The organism is Vibrio sp. ABG19, from assembly GCF_029962385.1.
GTDB lineage: Bacteria > Pseudomonadota > Gammaproteobacteria > Enterobacterales > Vibrionaceae > Vibrio > Vibrio ostreae.
Window position 1 is genome coordinate 1534824 of the sequence record NZ_CP071708.1, and the last position, 21810, is coordinate 1556633.

Below are 21810 nucleotides of genomic sequence, written 5' to 3' on the forward strand. Positions count from 1 at the left end.
CACCGCTAGCTAAATAACTACAACAAAATACAAAATAAGGAAAATAAAATGGCTAAGGGGCAATCTCTACAAGACCCATTCTTGAATGCACTACGTCGCGAGCGTATCCCAGTATCAATTTACTTGGTAAACGGCATTAAACTGCAAGGCCAGATTGAATCATTTGATCAGTTTGTGATCCTATTGAAAAACACAGTAAACCAAATGGTTTACAAGCACGCGATTTCAACAGTAGTACCTGCTCGTCCTGTGAGCCATCACAGCGGTGAACGTCCTGCTAATGAGCGTGGTGCTGATAAGTCAGAAGACTAATTCTTCTGCGTGTATATTACTATCGATTAAGGAGTTGGTAGCTTGTTTGACCGTTATGAAGCCGGTGAGCGAGCCGTACTTGTTCATATCAACTTCACGCAAGAGGGTGAGTGGGAAGATCTCAGCGAATGCCAGATGCTGGTCTCTTCTGCTGGAGTATCGACGCTGCAGGTTGTGACCGGCAGCCGACAATCTCCTCACCCTAAATATTATGTCGGTGAGGGCAAAGCCCAGGAAATCGCACAAGCCGTTCAGATGACCGGCGCGGATGTGGTGATTTTCAACCATGCCCTTTCTCCTGCCCAAGAACGTAACCTCGAACATCTCTGCCAGTGTCGGGTGATTGACCGTACCGGTCTGATCCTGGATATCTTTGCACAGCGTGCCCGTACCCATGAAGGTAAACTACAAGTTGAATTGGCGCAGCTGCGTCATATCTCAACGCGCCTGATTCGTGGTTGGACGCACCTGGAGCGGCAGAAAGGGGGTATCGGTTTACGTGGGCCGGGGGAAACTCAGCTGGAAACCGACCGTCGTTTATTGCGTGAACGTATCAAAGCGATTCTGCGCCGTTTAGACCGAGTGGCTAAACAGCGTGAACAAGGTCGACGGGCTCGTAACCGGGCAGAAATTCCGACTGTTTCTCTGGTCGGCTATACAAACGCAGGCAAATCGACACTGTTTAACCGCATTACCGCGGCAGATGTCTACGCCGCAGACCAGTTATTTGCGACGCTGGATCCTACCCTGCGTAAAATTGACCTGGCGGATGTCGGACCGGCGATTCTGGCTGACACGGTAGGTTTTATTCGTCACTTACCCCACGATTTAGTGGCGGCATTTAAAGCAACGTTACAAGAAACTCAGGAAGCTGACATTTTGTTACATGTTGTCGATGCCAGTGATGACCGTTTTCGTGAGAATATCCAAGCTGTTGATATTGTACTGACAGAGATTGAGGCGAATGAAATCCCGACTCTGCTGGTGATGAACAAAATAGATAATCTGGATGGACAGCAACCTCGTATAGAGAGAGATGACGAAGGCGTACCGAGAACGGTATGGCTCTCGGCTATGGAAGGTCAGGGGCTGGATCTGCTATTTGCAGCACTGACCGAGCGTTTGGCCAGTCAGATAGTCGAGCACCGCCTGTGCATTCCGCCGCAACATCAGGGCAGAATCCGTAGTACATTCTTCCAAATGAAGTGTATACAGGACGAAGAGTATGATCAGGAAGGCAATTTACTGATCACAGTTCGTATGCAGCAGGTGGATTGGTCTAGACTAGAGAAAAGAGAAGAGGCAGTTTTACGTGACTTTATAGTTACTTAAAGGACTGCTAAAGTATAACGTCATATCAAATGATGGAGCTTTCTAATGGCGTGGAATGAGCCCGGTAATAACAACGGCAACAACGGCCGCGATAATGACCCTTGGGGTAACAATAATCGCGGCGGTAAAGGTGGCCGTGAACAAGGTCCGCCAGATTTAGACGAAGTCTTTAACAAGCTGAGTCAGAAACTGGGGGGCAAGTTTGGTAAGCGAGGCGGAGGGAAAGGACCGTCTTTCTCTGGTGGTAGCGCAATTGGCTTTGGTGTCATTGCTGTTATAGCGATCGCTATCTGGTTCTTTGCTGGCTTCTACACAATTGGTGAAGCTGAGCGTGGCGTGGTGTTACGTCTGGGTAAATACGATCGTATCGTTGATCCGGGCCTGAACTGGCGTCCGCGTTTTATCGATGAAGTGACTCCGGTTAACGTGCAGGCGATCCGTTCACTGCGTGCATCAGGTCTCATGCTGACCAAAGATGAAAACGTGGTGACGGTTTCGATGGACGTTCAGTACCGTATCGCTGACCCGTACAAGTACCTGTACAAGGTGACCAATGCGGATGACAGCCTGCGTCAGGCCACCGACTCTGCACTGCGTGCGGTAATCGGTGACTCGCTGATGGACAGCATCCTGACCAGTGGTCGTCAACAGATTCGTCAGTACACTCAGGAAACACTGAATCAAATCATTGATAACTACGACATGGGCCTGATTCTGGTCGATGTCAACTTCCAGTCTGCCCGTCCGCCGGAGCAGGTAAAAGACGCGTTTGATGACGCGATTGCCGCGCGAGAAGATGAAGAGCGTTTCATCCGTGAAGCAGAAGCGTACAAAAACGAAATTTTGCCTAAAGCAACCGGTCGTGCTGAGCGTCTGAAGAAAGAAGCACAAGGTTACAATGAGCGCATCGTCAACGAAGCTCTGGGTCAGGTAGCGCAGTTCGAGAAACTGTTACCGGAATACCAGGCGGCGCCACAAGTTACCCGTGATCGTCTCTACCTGGATGCGATGCAGGAAGTGTACAGTAATACATCTAAAGTGCTGGTGGATTCAGACTCAAGCGGCAACCTGCTGTACCTGCCAATTGATAAGCTGGCAGGTCAGGAAGGTGAGCAGACCAAACGTCAGACCAAATCTTCGTCGGCTTACGACAAGATCGAACTGGAATCACAGCGTACTGAAACGCCAAGTGAAGACCAATCTCGTTCAACCAGCACACGTCAAGGGAGATACTAAGAATGCGTAAGTTGATGATCCCTGTCGTTGTTGTTGTTCTGGCACTGCTGCTGATGGCGATGTTCGTGATCCCTGAAGGGGAACGCGGTATCGTAATCCGCTTTGGTCGTGTCCTGAAAGACAACAACGAAATCGCCCGTATTTACGAGCCGGGTCTGCATTTCAAGATGCCACTATTTGACCGTGTGAAGACTCTTGATGCTCGTATCCAGACCATGGACGGCCGTTCTGACCGTTTCGTGACCTCGGAGAAAAAAGACGTCATCATTGATTCGTACGTGAAATGGCGTATTGATGACTTTGGTCAGTACTACCTGGCAACCGGTGGCGGTAACGCTCTGACGGCAGAAGCGTTGCTGGAACGTAAAGTAACCGACGTATTGCGTTCAGAAATCGGTGCGCGTGAAATCAAACAAATCGTTTCCGGTCCGCGCAACAGCGACGTGCTGCCAGACAGTCCGGATTCCGAGGTGGTAACCACTGAAGCGGCCAAGCAGGCTCTGGAAATCGATGGTCAGCGTGACCAAATCATGGAAAACGTGCTGGCGGATACACGGACCAGCGCGATGAAAGATTTGGGTGTGCGTGTGGTTGACTTCCGGATGAAGAAAATCAACCTGCCGGATGAAATCAGTGAATCGATTTACCGTCGTATGCGTGCTGAACGTGAGTCGGTTGCTCGTAAGCACCGTTCGCAAGGTCGTGAAAAAGCAGAAGTGATTCGAGCTCAGGCAGAGCTGGAAGTGGCAACAATTCTGGCCGAAGCGGATAAAACCGCGCGCGTGACCCGTGGTGACGCGGATGCGAATGCAGCCAAAATCTATGCGGATACTTACAACAAAGATCCGGAGTTCTTCGGTTTCCTGCGTTCACTGCAGGCGTATGAGAAATCATTCAGTAATAAGAGCGATATTCTGGTTCTGGATCCGAAGAGCGACTTCTTCAAATACATGAACAATGCGAAGGGAACGGTCTCCGCTCAGTAATCGCTTGATAGTATACCAAGGCTCCGTCACGGAGCCTTTTTTTCGTCTGTACTGACCGGGCTTATCGGATTGTTGGCATAGACAGAATGTTGAGCGAATACGCTCGGGAGAGAAAGAAAATGCCGGATTCACTCTGGATTGCCTTTGGCCTGGTCTTGATTGCCGAAGGGTTGGGGCCGTTAATCTCGCCTAATGGGTGGCGGCAAATGGTCGCTCAGCTTAGTCAGCAGCCGGATACCCAACTGCGCCGGATAGGCGGTTGCCTGGTGGTCACCGGTGCGGTGATTGCCTACTGGTTTATTCGCTGAGCTGCGGCGAATTGAGCGAAGGAATAGAGCGATGGAACTGGCCGATATGAACCCGCAGCCAGCAACGGCATCGCAGGCGCCGGCTCAGATTCAGGCCGCCCTGAGCTGCTTGTTTCAAGGCTCAGAGCGACGAGATAAAAACGGATGCAGCGCCTGACTCAATAATGAGGCGGCGGCGTTTCCTGCGCCGGGTCGGCCAGGTTGGAGGTATCCATATTCTTAACTTTACCCACCACGTATTTCATCTGATCCTGCATCTTAGTGATCAGCAGTTGTTGCTGGCTTAGGGCCTCGTTCAGTTCGTCAATGGTCTGCTCCTGAAACGCTAATTTACATTCCAGGTCATCAATACGCTGTAGCAGCTGTTGCGTGGTGTTGTCTTGCATGATTAATCGAGTTTCCAGGCTTGGGCTATCCCAGCAGACGTGGCCGATATGACCCTCTGCTGTGCATCAAAAGCCGCATCATACACTACTGCGCGTGGCGGGCGGGCATCTTTTCGAGGTTCTGCTTCGAAGGTGGCGGACTTTTTGCCACTCTTGGTATCCCACACTTCGATGCGGCTGGATGGCGTGCCGGTCACCAGTTTTGAACCGTCATCGGAAAAGCGTGCGCTAGAAAAAATCAGCTGACGCGAGAAGCTGCGCAGCGCTGAGCGCTTTTGACCACTTTCCAGATCCCAGATGAGAGACTGGTTACCGCCGTCTGAGGTAAAGGCCAGTTTCCCATCGCGCTGTAGTGCGACCCGATTGACCCTTTGTTCGTGTTCAAACTTACGCAGAATTTGTCCGCTTTGGGTATCCCACAGGTATGCAGCGTAATCATTGCCGCCGGTCAGCGCGTAGCGTCCGTTAGGGGCCAGCGCGACAGAATTAACTTTTTCTTGGTGGGCAAGGAACTCCAGGCGCCGCCCGCTGACTAAATCGACGTAAATGGCTTTGCCATTGGATAATCCGAGCAGCACCTGTTCGCCGTTACTGGCGATATCCACTGCGCGGATTTGACCATCAGAGATGGACCAGAGACCTTCGGCTTGTGTCCAGCCAAGGTCCCAGACGGCGAAATTGTCCTGGGTCGCGGTGATCGCAAAGCGGCCGTTATCTGAGATGCGGATCAGCGATACTGTGCTGGCCTGCGGGTCATGAGCCCCGAGTTCTGCCAGTTGCTTGCGCTCGGTGAGATCCCAGAACACCAATTGGTGTTGTTTGGAATAGACGAGGGCGAAGCGACCGTCTCTGCTGAGCCCGAAACTGGTGGACCCTTCCGGCTCCAGCTCCCAGCGTTCGGCTTCCTGGTTAGAGAAAAAGCAGCCATTTAACATCGCTATGACAACAAGCAGCAGGATGGAATGAGAAATTATTCGCATCAAATCTAATTATCCGTCTAGTGTGTAAAGACAATCTGAATACATAAAGCTATATTGGTACAACTTTGTGTTGCGCACCAGCTTGAAACCAAGTTTTGTGCACAATAACAAAAGGTTTGCCTCGAAATTGGAGAATTCAATGAAATCACTTTTGAAAGTGTCGCTACTTGCCGCAACCGTTATGCTGGCCGTAGGTTGTCAGGAAGATGCACCGAAAACGGAAGGTGCGGCACCTGCCGCTGAACAGTCAGCCGCCGCGAAAACGGTGAACCTGCAGTCAGAAGACGATAAAGCAGCGTACGCCATCGGTGTTTCGTTTGCTAACTACCTGAGCAACAGTATTGAAAAGCCGGCTGAAATCGGAATTAACCTCAACAAGGATCTGGTTCTGGAAGGTATTCAGCACGTATTTGCCGGTAAAGCAGAAATGACTGAAGAAGAGACGCGTGCCGCGCTGGAAAGCCTGGACAAACGTGTTGCAGAGAAAATGAAAGCTCAGGCTGAAGAGAAAGCCGCCACCAACAAGAAGGCTGGTGATGACTTCCGTGCTGATTTTGAAAAACAGGATGGTGTGAAGAAGACTGACTCGGGTCTGCTGTACCAGGTGATGACTCCGGGTGAAGGCGAAACGCCAAAAGAAACGGACACCGTACAAGTGCACTACAAAGGCACACTGATCGACGGTACTCAGTTCGACAGCTCTTACGATCGCGGTGAACCGGCAACATTCCCGCTTAACCGTGTGATCCCGGGCTGGACTGAAGGCGTGCAACTGATGAAAGTGGGTGCTAAGTACAAGTTCGTTATCCCGCCAGAACTGGCGTACGGCGAGCAGGACACGCCAACGATTCCGGCTAACTCAACTTTGGTGTTTGAAGTTGAGCTGCTGAAGATCGATAACGGCGATGCCGACGCAAAAGCGAAAAGCGCGCAGTAAGCCGCACTGAGTAAGTAATCGGAGGGCCTGACTTGTTCAGGCCCTTTTTTTGTACGCCGGGTACATAAGTTGTTCTAAATCACTTGTTGGCAAGATAGCTGAGTATTCGGTTAAAATTTTCTGATAAACTTACATCAATTTGTTGATTTTTCGTTCTAGGGTCAAAGTACAGTGACAACGACAGAAAACCTTAATGCCGATATGTTACTTGAAATGGAATCCGTGCATGTCAAACCATTTACGGACCATGACAAAGTCATTCTGCGCTCATATGAAGCGGTCGTGGATGGGATAGCCAGCCTGATTGGGCCATTTTGTGAAATCGTTCTGCATTCGCTGGAAGATCTGAACACCTCGGCGGTCAAAATTGCCAATGGTGAAAATACCGGGCGTCAGGTCGGCTCGCCGATCACCGATCTGGCGCTGAAAATGCTGCGCGACATCGAGGGCTCGGAGCGCAATTTTTCGCGTTCTTACTTTACCCGCGCCAAAGGCGGCGTGCTGATGAAGTCGATCACGATTGCGATCCGCAATGACGAAAACCGCGTCATTGGTCTGCTGTGTATCAACGTCAACCTCGACGCTCCGTTTTCGCAGGTGCTGCACTCGTTTATGCCGACCCAGGAAGCGGAAGCGGCCGCCTCATCGGTCAACTTCGCCAGTGACGTTGAGGAGCTGGTGGATCAGACCGTAGAGCGCACCATTGAAGAGATCAATGCTGACAAATCGGTGTCGAACAACACCAAGAACCGTCAGATTGTGATGGCGCTGTTTGATAAAGGTATTTTTGATATTAAAGATGCGATTAACCGCGTCGCGGATCGCCTCAACATCTCTAAGCACACCGTCTATCTCTATATCCGTCAGCGCAAGACCGAGGACGACGAGAAGTGAGCACTGAAAACCAGACTCTGACTTTTACCTTGCTGGTTAATGGCTCGGTGTACGGTACCCAGTCGGCGCGCAACGCTTACCTGTTTGCCAGCCGGGTGATTGCCAAGGGCCATACTCTGCGCAGCGTATTCTTTTATCAGGACGGAGTGCAGAATGGCTCGGCATTGACCGCACCGGCTAACGATGAATTTGATCTGGTTGCCGCATGGCAGCGCCTGGCGGCAGAACATAATGTACGCCTCGAGACTTGCGTGGCTGCTGCGCTGCGCCGCGGTGTGCTCAGCCCAGCTGAAGCCGAGCAGCACCAGTTGCCTGCCTCGAATCTGGCCGCACCGTTCGAACAGACCGGGCTTGGTAGTCTGGCAGAAGCATTATTGGCACAAGACAGGGTGGTACAGTTTTGAATAAAGTCGCGTTTGTATTTCATTCCGCGCCGCATGCCGTCAGTGCCGGTCGGGAAGGGTTGGATGCTTTGCTGGCGGCCTCGGCTTATAGCGAAGATCTGGCGGTATTTTTTATTGGTGAAGGGGTGTTGCAACTGGTCGCGGGTCAGGAGCCGGGTGCAGTATTGAGCCGCGATTACATCAGTGCATTTAAACTGCTCGATTTGTATGACATCGAACAGCGTTATACCTGCGCGCACAGCCTCACTGAATGGGGCCTGCGCAGTGAGGATCTGGTGGTCGGGACTAAGCCGCTGGAGCCGCAGGCGATTGCGACGCTGTGGCAACGCTTTGATCAGATTGTGACGTTTTAGGACATCGTATGCTGCATATTGTAAAAACGCCTCAGCAACTGGCGCTGGTCAGCCGTTACCTGCTTAGCCAAGATGCTCTGTTGCTGGTTGAGAATGCCGTGTATGCGGCGAGTCAGGTCAGCCCGTTTTATTCCCATCTTCCGACGGCTGTTCCTGTGTATGCACTGCAAGAGGATCTGCAAGCGCGCGGATGGCTCGCACACTGTCCTCCACTGGTTGAGGTTATCGATATGGATGGTTGGGTGGATGCCACAGTAAAATACGGTAAATCAATTACTTGGTAATAAGCGCTGCGGGGTGTACGTTCGGGTGTCCACCCCACTTGCGCCAACCGGCAAAAAAGATCTGTATATTTCTTGACACACTTCCCACTGCTGCATAGAATTTTGCGTCCCTAATTGCGCTAAGTGCAATAGGGATAGATTTTTCACAAAGCTTACTTTTTAGTAAATTTCAGGAGCTAGCTAATGGCAACTATTAACCAGTTGGTACGCAAGCCACGTGTAAAGCAAGTTGCGAAAAACAACGTGCCTGCACTAGAAGCGTGCCCACAAAAACGTGGTGTATGTACTCGTGTATATACTACTACACCTAAAAAACCTAACTCAGCACTACGTAAAGTATGTCGTGTTCGCCTGACTAACGGTTTTGAAGTGACTTCATACATCGGTGGTGAAGGCCACAACCTGCAAGAGCACAGCGTTGTTCTGATCCGTGGCGGTCGTGTTAAAGACCTTCCGGGTGTTCGTTACCACACTGTACGTGGTGCGCTTGACTGTTCAGGCGTTAACGATCGTAAACAAGCTCGTTCTAAGTACGGTGTGAAACGTCCTAAGTCTTAATGCGTCTTTTTATAAAGAAAGCGTTAAGTAAGGCCAAACACTTATTTTCAATTTTAATTTTTTGAAAAAACTGAAAAGTTTTGGATAAAACCTGAAGAAGACAACGGAGAATATTCCATGCCACGTCGTCGCGTTATTGGTCAGCGTAAGATCCTTCCAGATCCAAAGTTCAAATCTGAACTGCTGGCAAAATTCGTTAACATCCTTATGGTTGACGGTAAAAAATCTACTGCAGAGAAAATTGTTTACACTGCACTAGACTCTATGGCTGAGAAATCTGGTAAAGATCACTTAGCTGTATTTGAAGAAGCTCTTGAAAACGTTCGCCCAGCGGTAGAGGTTAAATCTCGCCGTGTTGGTGGTTCAACTTACCAGGTTCCTGTAGAAGTACGTCCGGTTCGCCGTAACGCACTTGCTATGCGTTGGTTGGTTGAAGCTGCGCGTAAGCGTGGTGAAAAATCTATGGCTGCACGCCTAGCTGCTGAAATGCTAGACGCGTCAGAAAACAAAGGTACTGCTGTTAAGAAACGTGAAGACGTTCACCGTATGGCAGAAGCGAACAAAGCGTTTGCTCATTACCGCTGGTAATACCTTCTGTGCTGCGAGGTTCTCTCGCAGCACATTTCTAAATTCTAAGGTTAACCTTAGTAAGAGGATACAATCGTGGCTCGTAAAACTCCTATTGAGCGCTACCGCAACATCGGTATCTGTGCTCACGTAGATGCAGGAAAAACTACCACTACTGAGCGTATTCTGTTCTACACTGGCCTTTCTCACAAAATCGGCGAAGTTCACGATGGTGCTGCCACCATGGACTGGATGGAGCAAGAGCAAGAGCGTGGTATCACAATCACCTCCGCTGCGACTACCACCTTCTGGCGTGGTATGGAAGCTCAATTCGACGATCATCGCATCAACATCATTGACACCCCGGGACACGTTGACTTCACAATCGAAGTAGAGCGTTCTCTTCGTGTACTTGACGGTGCTGTCGTTGTGTTCTGTGGCTCCTCAGGTGTTGAACCTCAGTCTGAAACTGTATGGCGTCAAGCAGATAAATATCATGTTCCACGCATGGTGTTTGTTAACAAGATGGACCGTGCGGGTGCAGATTTCTTACGCGTTGTAGACCAAATTAAAAACCGTCTTGGTGCGAACCCGGTTCCTATCCAACTGAACATTGGTGCGGAAGACGAGTTCAAAGGTGTCATCGACCTTATCAAGATGAAATCCATCAACTGGAATGAAGCCGATCAAGGCATGACCTTCACTTACGAAGACATTCCGGCCGACATGTTAGAGCTTGCTGAAGAGTGGCGTACTCACCTGGTTGAGGCTGCGGCAGAAGCGAACGATGAGTTGATGGATAAATACCTTGAAGAAGGTGAGCTGAGCGAAGCTGAAATCAAGCAAGGCCTGCGCCTGCGTACACTAAATAACGAAATTGTACTGGCCACTTGTGGTAGTGCATTTAAGAACAAAGGTGTACAAGCCGTATTGGATGCTGTGGTTGAGTATCTGCCATCACCGACTGAAGTTCCTTCAATCAAAGGTATTGATGATGACGAGAAAGAAGTTGAGCGTCACGCTGACGACAGCGAACCTTTCTCGGCTCTGGCGTTTAAGATCGCAACCGACCCATTCGTGGGCACGCTGACCTTTATTCGTGTTTATTCTGGTGTTGTGAACTCAGGTGATGCTGTTTACAACTCAGTGAAACAGAAGAAAGAGCGTTTCGGTCGTATCGTTCAGATGCACTCCAACAAACGTGAAGAAATCAAAGAAGTTCGCGCTGGTGATATTGCTGCGGCAATCGGTCTGAAAGACGTAACCACAGGTGATACCCTGTGTGATCCGAATCATAAAGTGATTCTGGAGCGCATGGAGTTCCCGACTCCGGTTATTCAGATCGCGGTAGAACCTCGTTCTAAAGCCGATCAGGAAAAAATGGGTATTGCGCTGGGTAAACTGGCTGCAGAAGACCCGTCATTCCGCGTGGAAACCGATGATGAAACCGGTCAGACTCTGATCTCGGGTATGGGTGAACTTCACCTCGACATCATCGTTGACCGCATGAAGCGTGAATTCAACGTAGACTGTAACGTGGGTAAACCTCAGGTTGCATACCGCGAAACCATTCTTGGTAAAGCGGAAGTGGAAGGTAAGTTTGTTCGTCAGTCAGGTGGTCGTGGTCAATATGGTCATGTCTGGCTGAAAGTCGAACCTTCCGAACCTGGCGAAGGCTTTGTCTTCGTCGACGAAATCGTGGGTGGTGCGATTCCTAAGGAATTCATCGGCCCGGTAGCGAAAGGTATCGAGGAACAAATGAACAACGGTGTGTTGGCCGGCTATCCAGTACTGGATGTTAAGGCAACACTTTACGATGGTTCATTCCACGATGTCGACTCGAGTGAGATGGCGTTTAAGATCGCCGGCTCCATGGCATTCAAGAAAGGTGCGCTTGCAGCGAATCCGGTTATTCTTGAGCCGATGATGAAAGTCGAAGTAACCACTCCGGAAGACTGGATGGGTGATGTAGTCGGTGACCTTAACCGTCGCCGCGGCATCATCGAAGGTATGGATGATGGCCCGGCGGGTCTGAAAATTATCCGTGCCCGCGTCCCACTGTCTGCGATGTTTGGTTACGCGACTGATTTGCGTTCTGCAACCCAAGGTCGTGCTTCTTACTCCATGGAGTTTAAAGAGTACGCCGAGGTGCCAAAAAACATTGCTGATGCAATTGTGGCAGAACGCGGTTAGTTGTTATTTGATTAATGACGTATCTATTGCGCTGACGGACGTTGGCGCATAAAATAGCAATTTCTGGCGCGCCCTGAGTGTACGTTACTCAAGGTGAATCATAACTAGGAAGGAACACGATCGTGTCTAAAGAAAAATTTGAACGTACGAAACCGCACGTAAACGTTGGTACTATCGGCCACGTTGACCACGGTAAAACAACTCTAACAGCAGCTATCTGTACTACACTGTCAAAAGTGTACGGTGGTTCAGCTCGTGACTTCGCGTCAATCGACAACGCTCCAGAAGAGCGTGAGCGTGGTATCACGATCTCTACTTCACACGTAGAGTACGACACTCCAACTCGTCACTACGCACACGTAGACTGCCCAGGACACGCTGACTATGTTAAAAACATGATCACCGGTGCTGCACAGATGGACGGTGGTATCCTAGTTGTTGCTGCGACAGATGGTCCAATGCCACAAACTCGTGAGCACATCCTGCTAGGCCGTCAGGTTGGTATCCCATACATCATCGTATTCATGAACAAATGTGACATGGTTGATGATGAAGAGCTGCTAGAACTAGTAGAAATGGAAGTTCGTGAACTTCTTTCTGAATACGATTTCCCAGGTGATGACCTACCAGTTATCCAAGGTTCTGCACTAGGCGCACTAAACGGCGAAGAGCAGTGGGAAGCGAAAATCGTTGAACTGGCAGAAGCACTGGACAACTACATCCCAGAGCCAGAGCGTGCAGTAGACATGCCGTTCCTGATGCCAATCGAAGACGTATTCTCAATCCAAGGTCGTGGTACAGTAGTAACTGGCCGTATCGAGCGCGGTATCCTGAAAGTAGGTGATGAAGTTGCGATCGTTGGTATCCACGACACAACAACTACTACTTGTACAGGTGTTGAAATGTTCCGTAAACTGCTAGACGAAGGTCGTGCAGGTGAGAACGTTGGTGCACTTCTACGTGGTACTAAGCGTGATGAAGTAGAACGTGGTCAAGTACTTGCTAAACCAGGTTCAATCACTCCACACACTAAGTTCGAATCAGAAGTTTACGTACTGTCTAAAGATGAAGGTGGTCGTCACACTCCATTCTTCAAAGGCTACCGTCCACAGTTCTACTTCCGTACAACTGACGTAACTGGTAACATCGAGCTGCCAGAAGGCGTAGAAATGGTAATGCCAGGCGACAACATCAAGATGATTGTTGACCTGATCGCTCCAATCGCGATGGACGAAGGTCTACGTTTCGCGATTCGTGAAGGCGGCCGTACAGTAGGTGCTGGTGTTGTAGCTAAGATCTTCGCTTAATCGCGAAACTTAGTGCGCATATCGCATTAGAAAAGGGAAGCTTCGGCTTCCCTTTTTGCTTTTTATCGATCGAGTTTGAGCCTTATAGCCATTCGGTTATAAGAAAATTCCTGCCTTAGTTTTTCGTTCGAGATAACTTCTTTTCTAAAACAAAGTGTTACTAAGATAACTGTCATTATTGCGGCAGCTAACTATTTTTGCCCTCAAATTTCACCGGTTTTTTATAACTAATCGATCTTAGCTCGTGCCTGAAAATGGCTAGTAATAAGAATGATTCTCTTTTATATTGCCATTAATGATGAATGAGAGGTGAAGTATGTACGTTTGTTTGTGCCATGGTGTCTCTGACAAAAAGATTAAGAAGTTAGCCCTTGAACAGGGCGTCACGGATATTCGTGGAATCAAACGCTGTACCGCTCTCGGCTCTCAATGCGGAAAATGTGTGAGGCAGGCAAAAGAGATTCTCGGCGAAATTATTCCGGTTCAATACCAACAGGCCAGTTAGTATTAGTTAATACTTAACTTGCTGACTTTTTTGACACTCTCTCATTTGGTTCTACAGTTAAAAGAGCCAAAGAGGAGGGCTTTGTCATGAAAGGTGATCCAATCATCATCCAACACCTGAATAAAATTCTCGGCAATGAACTGGTTGCCATCAATCAATACTTTCTCCACGCCCGTATGTATAAAGACTGGGGCCTGAAACACCTCGCTGATAAGGAGTATCACGAGTCTATCGACGAGATGAAACACGCGGATCATCTGATTGAACGTATCTTATTTCTGGAAGGCATCCCCAACTTGCAGGATCTGGGTAAACTCATGATCGGCGAGGACACCAAAGAGATGCTCGAATGCGACCTGAAACTGGAAATGGCCGCGATACCGGACTTACGTGATGCGATTGCTTATGCAGAAGATATTCGTGATTACGTCTCCCGTGATCTGTTCCAGGATATTCTGGAAGACGAAGAAGAACATGTCGACTGGCTGGAAACCCAGCTTGGTCTGATTGAAATGACTGGCGTTGAAAACTATCTGCAAGCCCAGTTTGTCGATGAAGACTAACGGTTTATCTTTACAGGGTTTGGGCGCTGTCCCGGACCCTGAATTCCACACTGTGAGACCCACACATTTCCCTTGCTAAAGCTGCTGTCTTTCTGTACTATCTCCGCTCCTAAATTCTCGGTCAATTTTCATTAGTTCCTTGCTTCCTCTGGACGACCGGGCCAACTCTGGAAGCTGAATAATCCGTAAGGAGCAATTCGATGCGTCATTACGAAATCGTATTCATGGTGCACCCTGATCAAAGCGAGCAAGTTGCTGGCATGATCGAGCGTTACACTGGTCTTATCACTGAAGCGAACGGTACTGTACACCGTCTGGAAGACTGGGGCCGCCGTCAACTGGCTTACCCAATCAACAAGCTTCACAAAGCTCACTACGTTCTGATGAACGTTGAAGCTGACCAAGCTGTTATCGATGAACTGGAAACTGCTTTCCGTTTCAACGACGCAGTTCTGCGTAACATGATCATGCGTACTAAAGCGCCTGTAACTGAAGCGTCTATCATGCTGAAAGCGAAAGAAGAGCGTGCTCCTCGTCGCGAAGATCGTGAAGAAGCTAAATCAGAAGCAGCTGAGTAATTTCCTTTATGACCAATCGAATGGAGTTGAGTGGCTCAGTCGCGAAACCTCCGATTCGAAGCAAGAGCCCGTCGGGTGTTGAACATTGCCGTTTCTGGCTTGAACATCGCTCTACAGTGCTTGAAGCCGACCTGCCGAGGCAAGTGTATTGCCGCATGCCAGTGGTGGTCAGCGGGCAAAGGTCAAAAGCGTTAACTCAACATTTAGTACAAGGCAGCACCATTCAGGTGAGCGGGTTTGTCGCTTACCAGACCGGCCGGAATGGCGTCGGTAAAGTGGTGCTTCATGCCGACAACATTATCCAAATTTAGATCAGGAGATAGCCCATGGCTCGTTTCTTCCGTCGTCGTAAATTCTGCCGTTTTACTGCAGAAGGCGTACAAGAGATTGATTACAAAGACGTAGCAACTCTTAAGAACTACATCACTGAAGCTGGTAAAATCGTACCTAGCCGTATCACTGGTACCAGTGCTAAGTACCAGCGTCAGCTAGCTCGTGCAATCAAACGTGCTCGCTACCTAGCTCTACTGCCATACACTGACAAACATCAGTAATTGGCACCGTTTATTAAGAAAGAGGATTAAGCAATGCAAGTTATTCTACTTGATAAAATCGGTAACCTAGGTGGTCTTGGCGATACAGTTAGCGTTAAATCTGGTTATGCTCGTAACTTCCTTATCCCACAAGGTAAGGCTGTAATGGCAACTAAAGCTAACGTTGAAATGTTTGAAGGCCGTCGTGCTGAACTTGAAGCGAAAGTTGCTGAGCAACTGGCTGCTGCACAAGCTCGTGCTGACCAAGTTGAAGCTCTGGAAGCGGTAGTTATCGCATCTAAAGCTGGTGACGAAGGTAAACTGTTCGGTTCTATCGGTACTCGTGACATCGCTGATGCAATCACTGCAGCAGGCGTTGCAGTTTCTAAGAGCGAAGTTCGCCTACCTGAAGGCGCTCTGCGCAACACTGGTGAATTCGAAGTTAGCGTTCAACTTCACTCTGAAGTTTTCGCAACTGTGAATCTGCAGGTTGTTGCTGAGTAATTTCAGCTGACAGACGAATTAAAAACACCAGCCTCGGCTGGTGTTTTTTTATGTCTGTAATCCGTGCTCCGGGCCTCAGAACCTCAGAACAGGAAGATCAGGTTGACCGACAACACGCTGTCGGCCTTGCTCAGTCCTTCCGGCACCTTGGTGTGATACTGGCGCGACTGGTTGATCTTGAGAGCGATATCTTCGGTGATGTTATTAATGACACTCAGCTCGGAATCGAGCCGGGTATTGCTTTCACCGTTGATAAGGTTCAGGTCTGCCGCCAGCTTAAGTGATTTGAATACCTGCCATTCCGCTTTGATGTTGCTGCGGAAGATAGGCTCCTTCACTTTATTCGGGAACACCACATCGTCACTGTCGATTTCATCCAGGTTCGGTTTTTGATAGCGATAACCGGGGCCGGCTTCGAGTTCAATTAGCAGATCTTCGGTATTGGTCAGCTGATAACCCATACCGGCCGACCAGGTGTAATCGGTAAAGTAGGCACTGTAGCGTGAATCAATCCCTTTAAAGCTGCCGTACAGATAGGATTTCGGGCCTAACTTGTAGTCGGTCTGCAGCGCATAGTTCGACTGGCGTTTGTCCTCTTTACCATTTTTATTCAGCCGGTAAAAACGCCACTCACCGTTGGTCCGGTGACGCCCTTCGATATATTCACCTTTGATGCGGGTATTGAGCGACTCCGAATCGGTATTGCCGGTATGGGACTGGTAGCCAAATTCTACCTGGCTGGTCCAGTGGGAAGGCACCTGAATCTCGCTTTCACTATCAGGTTCTTCCTGTGCGAATACACAGTAACTGGTCATCAGGCCAAGACTAAGAAGCCAAATTCTGGACACGCAGTACCTCAAAAAACGGGTGGATAAATTGCATAATAAGTTTGTCTCGTCGGGCGTGGGTCATGTGACCGTTAATTCTGTTTTCGCAGCCCATAAACTTTCTCTTGGGTGATTATAAATTGTGTATAATGGTCGGTCATTAAAGAGTTACCGAGTGAAGTCATGGCTGATCCCCGAACAGATAATCGAAACCGCAAATCTTCCGATGCCCAGGTGGAAGCGATCAAAGCACCGCCGCATTCCTTAGAAGCCGAGCAGTCCGTGATCGGCGGCTTATTGCTGGATAACGAACGTTGGGACACGGTCTCAGAGCGGGTTGTTACTCACGACTTTTACAGCCGGCCCCATCGCCTGATTTTCGATGGCGTGAAATCTATTCTGGAAGCGAGCAAACCTCTCGATCTGATCACGCTGTCCGAATTTCTTGAACAGCGTGAGCAGCTGGAAGATGTCGGTGGCTTTGCCTATTTGGCTGACCTGGCCAAGAATACGCCGAGTGCGGCCAACATTAATGCTTACGCCGAAATTGTCGCTGAACGCGCGCTGGTTCGCAACCTTATTGGTGTGGCGAATGAAATTGCTGATGCCGGTTATGATCCGCAGGGGCGCAGCTCGGAAGATCTGCTCGACCTGGCAGAGAGTAAAGTGTTTGCTATCGCTGAAGCGCGTACCAGTGAGAACGAAGGGCCACAGAATGTTGACAACATTCTGGAAAAGACCCTGGAGCGGATTGAACTGTTGTACAAAACGCCGCAGGATGGTGTGACCGGGGTCGATACCGGTTTTACCGACCTCAACAAGAAAACCGCCGGTCTGCAGGGCTCGGATCTCATCATTGTGGCGGCACGTCCGTCGATGGGTAAAACCACCTTCGCGATGAACCTGTGTGAAAACGCGGCCATGGAGCAGGAAAAGCCAGTATTGATCTTCTCGCTGGAGATGCCGGCTGAACAGATCATGATGCGTATGCTGGCTTCATTATCACGGGTTGATCAAACCAAGATTCGTACCGGTCAGCTTGATGATGAGGATTGGGCACGTATTTCTTCTACCATGGGGATCCTAATGGAGAAGAAAAACATGTACATCGATGACAGCTCGGGTCTGACACCAACCGAAGTGCGTTCCCGTGCACGCCGTATTGCACGTGAACACGGCGGCTTGTCGCTTATCATGGTCGACTACCTGCAGCTGATGCGTGTACCGGCGCTGTCTGATAACCGGACACTGGAAATTGCTGAGATTTCACGCTCGCTGAAAGCGCTGGCCAAAGAGCTTAATGTACCTGTGGTCGCACTGTCACAGCTGAACCGCTCGCTCGAGCAACGGGCCGATAAACGTCCGGTTAACTCGGACTTGCGTGAATCCGGCTCAATCGAGCAGGATGCCGACTTGATCATGTTCATCTATCGCGATGAAGTCTATCACCCGGACAGCGCGCTGAAAGGCACCGCTGAAATCATCATCGGTAAGCAGCGTAACGGCCCTATCGGTTCGGTACGTCTCACCTTCCAGGGCCAGTATTCGCGCTTTGACAACTACGCGGGGCCGGCCTTTGACGATGATGAGTAAGGGTATGAGCTATACCCAGGCGGCCACCGCCCATATTAATCTGGCTGCGCTGCGCCATAACTTGCAGCGTATCCAGCAGCAGGCGCCGCACAGCCGCTTAATTGCAGTGGTGAAAGCCAATGGCTACGGTCATGGTTTATGCCCGGTTGCTGAGCATGCACAAGGAGCCGATGCGTTTGGCGTCGCCCGGATGGAAGAAGCGCTGCAGCTGCGCGCCAGTGGTGTCACCAAACCTATTTTGCTGCTGGAAGGGTTTTATCTGCCCGCCGATTTGCCATTACTGGCCGCACACAATATTCAGACTGCGCTGCACTGCGAAGAGCAGTTACAAGCGCTGGAAACTGCCACTCTGGATAAACCGGTCGTGGTGTGGCTCAAAATCGACAGCGGCATGCACCGCCTTGGCGTGCGCCCTGAACAGTGCGCGGGATTTATTGAGCGCCTGCAACGCTGTGCCAATGTGGCGCAACCGGTGCGCTTTATGAGCCATTTTGGCTGTGCCGATGAACTGGACAGCCCGGTTACTCACGAACAAATCAAACAGTTTCAGGCCGTCACTCTCGGTCTGCCGGGTGAGCGCTCGATGGCGGCTTCGGCCGGATTACTCGCCTGGCCACGCAGCCAGATGGACTGGGTTCGTCCGGGTATCATTATGTATGGTGTGTCGCCGTTTGCCGACCAGACCGGATCAGAGCTGGGTTACCAGCCGGTGATGACGATGAAATCGCGGCTGATCGCGGTGCGTGACGTCAAAGAGGGTGAAAGTGTCGGTTATGGCGGACACTGGACCGCGCTGCGCGATACCCGGATTGGTGTGATCGCTATAGGGTATGGCGATGGTTATCCGCGCATGGCACCAAACGGTACGCCGGTGCTGGTCAATGGCCGTATCGTGCCGTTGGCGGGGCGGGTGTCCATGGATATGCTGTGTGTTGACTTAGGCCCGCATGGCAGCGAGAAAGTCGGCGATGAAGCCATTTTATGGGGCGACGGCCTACCGGTCGAGCATGTCGCACGCCATGTCGGAACTCTCGGCTATGAGCTGGTCACTAAGCTGACCGCCCGGGTGGTGATGTCTTATAGCGAAGCAGGCCTTTAGGCCTGTTTTTTTATTGGCGCTCAATAGCTGAAGGCGCGATGACATTTTTCTCTGCACACCCTGGCTCTCCCTTATTCGCCCTGCAGCGTCGCAATCAGACGGCGCGGCCCACCATGATCCCTGTGCTCCCCGAGGTAAATGCCTTGCCATGTTCCTAAAGCTAACCGGCCGTTGCTGATTGGCAGCGTGATACTGGATCCGAGCAGGGATGCTTTGATGTGAGCCGGCATGTCGTCATCCCCTTCATAGGTATGCACGTAGTAGGCAGCCCGCTCCGGAACAAAGTGGTTAAAGTGCTGTTCCATATCGGAGCGTACGGTCGGATCGGCGTTTTCATTGATGGTCAGGCTGGCTGAGGTATGCTGGATAAACAGATGTAGTAAACCGACAGATAACTCACGCAACTGCGGCAATTGTTGTTCAATTTCATCAGTGATCAGATGAAAGCCGCGCGGGTATGCGCGTAGTTGAATTTTCTGTTGTGCCCACATAAGGGTCTCTCCATAATCTATTTGGCAAACGGTGCTAGAAACGCTATGGTGGCGCCACTTGATTGCAATACAATATTTAAATATCAGGCAATAGTTAAACACCAGGTAATAGTTAAACACTAGGTGTTTACGTGACTTAACTCAATGCGGGTAGCGCACAGCTGAGTCATAATTGTGCATTGAAAATTTATTACATTTTTAAGCGGCAATCCGCACCCAATTTTATCATTTTCTTTTTGCTCAATCGGGGATTCTGCATTCTTGGCGCCAGTGGCTAAGATTAGTGGAATAAAACCAAAGTAACATCGGGATAGATACCATGTTGAAAAATATCAATCCAACGCAAACACAAGCTTGGAAAGCACTGACTGCACACTTTGAATCTGCACAGGATATGGACCTCAAATCATTGTTCGCACAGGACAGTGAGCGTTTCGCCAACTACTCTACACGTTTTGGCGCTGACATTCTGGTTGACTACTCTAAGAACCTGGTCAACCAAGAGACCATGAAGCACTTGCTGGCTCTGGCAGAAGAGACAGACGTTAAAGGCGCGATTGAAGCCATGTTCAGCGGTGAAGCGATCAACCAGACTGAAGGTCGTTCAGTGCTGCACACGGCACTGCGTAACCGCAGCAATAACCCGGTGATGTCTGGCGGTCAGGATGTCATGCCTGCAGTCAACGCTGTGCTGGAGAAAATGAAAGGTTTCTCTGAGCGCATCATCGGTGGTGAGTGGAAAGGCTTCACTGGCAAAGCCATCACTGACGTCGTGAACATCGGTATCGGTGGTTCGGATCTGGGGCCTTATATGGTGACAGAAGCGCTGACGCCATACAAAAATCATCTGACTATGCATTTTGTGTCGAACGTTGATGGTACTCACATCGCAGAAACACTGAAGAAAGTGAACCCGGAAACTACGCTGTTCCTGGTGGCATCGAAAACCTTCACCACTCAGGAAACCATGACTAACGCGCATTCAGCCCGTGACTGGTTCCTGGCGTCTGCCGGTGATGAAGCGCATGTTGCAAAACACTTTGCGGCACTGTCAACCAACGCTCAGGCTGTGGCAGAGTTTGGTATCGATACTGACAACATGTTTGAATTCTGGGACTGGGTGGGCGGTCGTTACTCACTATGGTCAGCGATTGGTCTGTCGATCATCCTGTCTATCGGCTACGACAACTTTGTTGAGCTGCTGAGCGGTGCGCATGAAATGGACCAACACTTTGTTGAGACTCCGTTTGAAAGCAATATTCCGGTTATCCTGGCGCTGATTGGCCTGTGGTACAACAATTTCCACGGCGCGGAATCAGAAGCAATTCTGCCATACGATCAGTACATGCACCGTTTCGCGGCTTACTTCCAGCAAGGTAACATGGAATCAAACGGTAAGTACGTTGACCGTAACGGCAACCCGGTGACTTACCAGACGGGGCCTATTATCTGGGGTGAACCAGGTACTAACGGCCAGCACGCGTTCTACCAGTTGATTCACCAGGGTACCAAACTGATTCCTTGTGATTTTATCGCGCCAGCGCAGACTCACAATGCCGTTAGCGACCATCATCAAAAACTGATGTCGAATTTCTTCGCTCAGACTGAAGCATTGGCATTTGGTAAGTCAGCTGAGACAGTGAAAGCTGAGCTGCTAAAAGCGGGCAAAACAGAGCAGGAAGCGGCAGAGCTGGTTCCATTCAAAGTGTTTGAAGGTAACCGTCCGACCAACTCGATTCTGGTCAAACAGATCAACCCGCGTACGCTGGGTAACCTGATTGCGATGTACGAGCACAAAATCTTCGTACAAGGCGTGATCTGGAATATCTTCACCTTTGACCAATGGGGGGTAGAACTGGGTAAACAACTGGCTAACCAAATCCTGCCGGAACTGGCAGACGATGCGGCAATCAGCTCACACGACAGTTCAACCAACGGTCTGATCAATGCGTTTAAAGCGTTTCGCGCTTAACCATTAATGCTTCGGGCCAAGTGCCCGAAGCATGCAGATTCAGAAACGACTCAGGTTCTGAAGTCACAGACACAAAAAAGCGGATGCCGGTGCATCCGCTTTTTCTAT

General features: G+C 50.0%; 28 protein-coding genes. 24 read left to right on the forward strand and 4 right to left on the reverse strand.

Translation table 11 applies throughout. The features are described 5' to 3' along the window. Positions 1–48 precede the first annotated feature (48 nt). From hfq to J0X00_RS13335, 6 genes are all read left to right on the forward strand, one after another. A complete protein-coding gene (gene hfq, locus J0X00_RS13310) occupies positions 49–312 on the forward strand; it encodes an RNA chaperone Hfq (protein ID WP_136487905.1) in 264 nt (87 codons plus the stop codon). A gap of 42 nt (positions 313–354) precedes the next feature. Then, complete coding sequence (gene hflX, locus J0X00_RS13315) at positions 355–1644, forward strand: ribosome rescue GTPase HflX (RefSeq protein WP_136487906.1); 1290 nt, start codon at positions 355–357, stop codon at positions 1642–1644. 45 nt (positions 1645–1689) lie between these two features. Then, positions 1690–2880, forward strand: a complete 1191-nt coding sequence (hflK, locus tag J0X00_RS13320; RefSeq protein WP_136487907.1) for an FtsH protease activity modulator HflK — start codon at positions 1690–1692, stop codon at positions 2878–2880. Positions 2881–2882: 2 nt separating this feature from the next. Next, the gene (gene hflC, locus J0X00_RS13325; RefSeq protein ID WP_282478239.1) at positions 2883–3866 is read left to right on the forward strand and encodes a protease modulator HflC; all 984 of its coding nucleotides are present in this window, start codon (positions 2883–2885) and stop codon (positions 3864–3866) included. A gap of 119 nt (positions 3867–3985) precedes the next feature. After that, positions 3986–4174 carry a DUF2065 domain-containing protein gene (locus J0X00_RS13330; protein WP_136487909.1) on the forward strand — a complete coding sequence of 63 codons (189 nt, stop codon included), beginning with the start codon at positions 3986–3988 and terminating at the stop codon, positions 4172–4174. Positions 4175–4205: 31 nt separating this feature from the next. Next, positions 4206–4331: a hypothetical protein gene (locus J0X00_RS13335; protein ID WP_282478240.1), complete on the forward strand. Its 126-nt coding sequence runs from the start codon at positions 4206–4208 to the stop codon at positions 4329–4331. Position 4332: 1 nt separating this feature from the next. Here the strand turns inward: J0X00_RS13335 and J0X00_RS13340 are convergent, their stop codons facing one another. Both J0X00_RS13340 and J0X00_RS13345 read right to left on the reverse strand, forming a co-directional pair. Next, complete coding sequence (locus J0X00_RS13340; RefSeq protein WP_136487910.1) at positions 4333–4560, reverse strand: SlyX family protein; 228 nt, start codon at positions 4558–4560, stop codon at positions 4333–4335. A 2-nt stretch (positions 4561–4562) separates the two neighbouring features. Continuing rightward, positions 4563–5540, reverse strand: coding sequence for a hypothetical protein (locus tag J0X00_RS13345; RefSeq protein ID WP_282478241.1), 978 nt, complete (start codon positions 5538–5540; stop codon positions 4563–4565). 139 nt (positions 5541–5679) lie between these two features. Between J0X00_RS13345 and fkpA the strand changes: the two genes are divergently transcribed. The 15 genes from fkpA (at position 5680) to rplI (ending at position 15720) form a co-directional block, all read left to right on the forward strand. Continuing rightward, positions 5680–6477, forward strand: a complete 798-nt coding sequence (gene fkpA, locus J0X00_RS13350; RefSeq protein WP_136487912.1) for an FKBP-type peptidyl-prolyl cis-trans isomerase — start codon at positions 5680–5682, stop codon at positions 6475–6477. A 171-nt stretch (positions 6478–6648) separates the two neighbouring features. After that, positions 6649–7371, forward strand: coding sequence for a transcriptional regulator (locus tag J0X00_RS13355; protein ID WP_136487913.1), 723 nt, complete (start codon positions 6649–6651; stop codon positions 7369–7371). Continuing rightward, positions 7368–7775 carry a sulfurtransferase complex subunit TusD gene (gene tusD, locus J0X00_RS13360; protein WP_240798232.1) on the forward strand — a complete coding sequence of 136 codons (408 nt, stop codon included), beginning with the start codon at positions 7368–7370 and terminating at the stop codon, positions 7773–7775. The genes J0X00_RS13355 and tusD overlap by 4 nt, the downstream gene beginning before the upstream one ends. Further along, positions 7772–8128, forward strand: a complete 357-nt coding sequence (tusC, locus tag J0X00_RS13365) for a sulfurtransferase complex subunit TusC (protein ID WP_136487914.1) — start codon at positions 7772–7774, stop codon at positions 8126–8128. Before tusD ends, tusC begins: the two co-directional genes overlap by 4 nt. An 8-nt stretch (positions 8129–8136) precedes the next feature. After that, the gene (tusB, locus tag J0X00_RS13370; RefSeq protein WP_282478242.1) at positions 8137–8412 is read left to right on the forward strand and encodes a sulfurtransferase complex subunit TusB; all 276 of its coding nucleotides are present in this window, start codon (positions 8137–8139) and stop codon (positions 8410–8412) included. Positions 8413–8595: 183 nt separating this feature from the next. After that, positions 8596–8970, forward strand: coding sequence for a 30S ribosomal protein S12 (gene rpsL, locus J0X00_RS13375; protein WP_136487916.1), 375 nt, complete (start codon positions 8596–8598; stop codon positions 8968–8970). A 117-nt stretch (positions 8971–9087) separates the two neighbouring features. Beyond that, entirely contained in the window at positions 9088–9558 is a 471-nt protein-coding gene (rpsG, locus tag J0X00_RS13380) for a 30S ribosomal protein S7 (protein WP_136487917.1), read from the forward strand. 75 nt (positions 9559–9633) lie between these two features. Further along, positions 9634–11730 (forward strand): elongation factor G, encoded by a 2097-nt coding sequence (gene fusA, locus J0X00_RS13385; RefSeq protein WP_136487918.1) that lies wholly within the window; start codon positions 9634–9636, stop codon positions 11728–11730. Positions 11731–11852: 122 nt separating this feature from the next. Beyond that, complete coding sequence (gene tuf / locus J0X00_RS13390) at positions 11853–13037, forward strand: elongation factor Tu (protein ID WP_218562431.1); 1185 nt, start codon at positions 11853–11855, stop codon at positions 13035–13037. 316 nt (positions 13038–13353) lie between these two features. Beyond that, positions 13354–13542: a (2Fe-2S)-binding protein gene (locus J0X00_RS13395; RefSeq protein ID WP_136487920.1), complete on the forward strand. Its 189-nt coding sequence runs from the start codon at positions 13354–13356 to the stop codon at positions 13540–13542. Between the two features lie 86 nt (positions 13543–13628). Next, positions 13629–14105, forward strand: a complete 477-nt coding sequence (gene bfr, locus J0X00_RS13400; protein ID WP_218562430.1) for a bacterioferritin — start codon at positions 13629–13631, stop codon at positions 14103–14105. Positions 14106–14305: 200 nt separating this feature from the next. Then, a complete protein-coding gene (gene rpsF, locus J0X00_RS13405) occupies positions 14306–14683 on the forward strand; it encodes a 30S ribosomal protein S6 (protein ID WP_136487922.1) in 378 nt (125 codons plus the stop codon). An 8-nt stretch (positions 14684–14691) separates the two neighbouring features. Continuing rightward, positions 14692–14994, forward strand: coding sequence for a primosomal replication protein N (gene priB / locus J0X00_RS13410; protein WP_136487923.1), 303 nt, complete (start codon positions 14692–14694; stop codon positions 14992–14994). Between the two features lie 15 nt (positions 14995–15009). After that, positions 15010–15237 (forward strand): 30S ribosomal protein S18, encoded by a 228-nt coding sequence (rpsR, locus tag J0X00_RS13415; protein WP_000090471.1) that lies wholly within the window; start codon positions 15010–15012, stop codon positions 15235–15237. A 33-nt stretch (positions 15238–15270) separates the two neighbouring features. Then, positions 15271–15720: a 50S ribosomal protein L9 gene (gene rplI, locus J0X00_RS13420; protein WP_136487924.1), complete on the forward strand. Its 450-nt coding sequence runs from the start codon at positions 15271–15273 to the stop codon at positions 15718–15720. Positions 15721–15803: 83 nt separating this feature from the next. Here the strand turns inward: rplI and J0X00_RS13425 are convergent, their stop codons facing one another. Continuing rightward, a complete protein-coding gene (locus tag J0X00_RS13425) occupies positions 15804–16568 on the reverse strand; it encodes a DUF481 domain-containing protein (protein ID WP_282478243.1) in 765 nt (254 codons plus the stop codon). Between the two features lie 162 nt (positions 16569–16730). Here J0X00_RS13425 and J0X00_RS13430 point away from each other — a divergent pair, with 162 nt between their 5' ends. Next, positions 16731–18140: a replicative DNA helicase gene (locus tag J0X00_RS13430; protein ID WP_136487926.1), complete on the forward strand. Its 1410-nt coding sequence runs from the start codon at positions 16731–16733 to the stop codon at positions 18138–18140. Positions 18141–18144: 4 nt separating this feature from the next. Further along, complete coding sequence (gene alr / locus J0X00_RS13435) at positions 18145–19239, forward strand: alanine racemase (RefSeq protein WP_282478244.1); 1095 nt, start codon at positions 18145–18147, stop codon at positions 19237–19239. A 71-nt stretch (positions 19240–19310) separates the two neighbouring features. Here the strand turns inward: alr and J0X00_RS13440 are convergent, their stop codons facing one another. Next, a complete protein-coding gene (locus J0X00_RS13440; RefSeq protein ID WP_136487928.1) occupies positions 19311–19730 on the reverse strand; it encodes a secondary thiamine-phosphate synthase enzyme YjbQ in 420 nt (139 codons plus the stop codon). 319 nt (positions 19731–20049) lie between these two features. On the opposite strand from J0X00_RS13440, the gene pgi reads away from it, so the two are divergent. Beyond that, positions 20050–21702 carry a glucose-6-phosphate isomerase gene (gene pgi, locus J0X00_RS13445; RefSeq protein ID WP_282478245.1) on the forward strand — a complete coding sequence of 551 codons (1653 nt, stop codon included), beginning with the start codon at positions 20050–20052 and terminating at the stop codon, positions 21700–21702. Positions 21703–21810: the final 108 nt, after the last annotated feature.

Coding starts and splice junctions, on each gene's coding strand:
- bfr (WP_218562430.1), top strand. CDS start 13,629: ATGAAAGGTGATCCAATCATCATCCAACACCTGAATAAAATTCTCGGC.
- J0X00_RS13345 (WP_282478241.1), bottom strand. CDS start 5,540: ATGCGAATAATTTCTCATTCCATCCTGCTGCTTGTTGTCATAGCGATG.
- pgi (WP_282478245.1), top strand. CDS start 20,050: ATGTTGAAAAATATCAATCCAACGCAAACACAAGCTTGGAAAGCACTG.
- J0X00_RS13330 (WP_136487909.1), top strand. CDS start 3,986: ATGCCGGATTCACTCTGGATTGCCTTTGGCCTGGTCTTGATTGCCGAA.
- hflC (WP_282478239.1), top strand. CDS start 2,883: ATGCGTAAGTTGATGATCCCTGTCGTTGTTGTTGTTCTGGCACTGCTG.
- alr (WP_282478244.1), top strand. CDS start 18,145: ATGAGCTATACCCAGGCGGCCACCGCCCATATTAATCTGGCTGCGCTG.
- J0X00_RS13395 (WP_136487920.1), top strand. CDS start 13,354: ATGTACGTTTGTTTGTGCCATGGTGTCTCTGACAAAAAGATTAAGAAG.
- rpsG (WP_136487917.1), top strand. CDS start 9,088: ATGCCACGTCGTCGCGTTATTGGTCAGCGTAAGATCCTTCCAGATCCA.
- rpsL (WP_136487916.1), top strand. CDS start 8,596: ATGGCAACTATTAACCAGTTGGTACGCAAGCCACGTGTAAAGCAAGTT.
- J0X00_RS13430 (WP_136487926.1), top strand. CDS start 16,731: ATGGCTGATCCCCGAACAGATAATCGAAACCGCAAATCTTCCGATGCC.
- J0X00_RS13335 (WP_282478240.1), top strand. CDS start 4,206: ATGGAACTGGCCGATATGAACCCGCAGCCAGCAACGGCATCGCAGGCG.
- hfq (WP_136487905.1), top strand. CDS start 49: ATGGCTAAGGGGCAATCTCTACAAGACCCATTCTTGAATGCACTACGT.
- tusB (WP_282478242.1), top strand. CDS start 8,137: ATGCTGCATATTGTAAAAACGCCTCAGCAACTGGCGCTGGTCAGCCGT.
- hflK (WP_136487907.1), top strand. CDS start 1,690: ATGGCGTGGAATGAGCCCGGTAATAACAACGGCAACAACGGCCGCGAT.
- J0X00_RS13440 (WP_136487928.1), bottom strand. CDS start 19,730: ATGTGGGCACAACAGAAAATTCAACTACGCGCATACCCGCGCGGCTTT.
- rplI (WP_136487924.1), top strand. CDS start 15,271: ATGCAAGTTATTCTACTTGATAAAATCGGTAACCTAGGTGGTCTTGGC.
- rpsF (WP_136487922.1), top strand. CDS start 14,306: ATGCGTCATTACGAAATCGTATTCATGGTGCACCCTGATCAAAGCGAG.
- J0X00_RS13340 (WP_136487910.1), bottom strand. CDS start 4,560: ATGCAAGACAACACCACGCAACAGCTGCTACAGCGTATTGATGACCTG.
- fkpA (WP_136487912.1), top strand. CDS start 5,680: ATGAAATCACTTTTGAAAGTGTCGCTACTTGCCGCAACCGTTATGCTG.
- priB (WP_136487923.1), top strand. CDS start 14,692: ATGACCAATCGAATGGAGTTGAGTGGCTCAGTCGCGAAACCTCCGATT.
- rpsR (WP_000090471.1), top strand. CDS start 15,010: ATGGCTCGTTTCTTCCGTCGTCGTAAATTCTGCCGTTTTACTGCAGAA.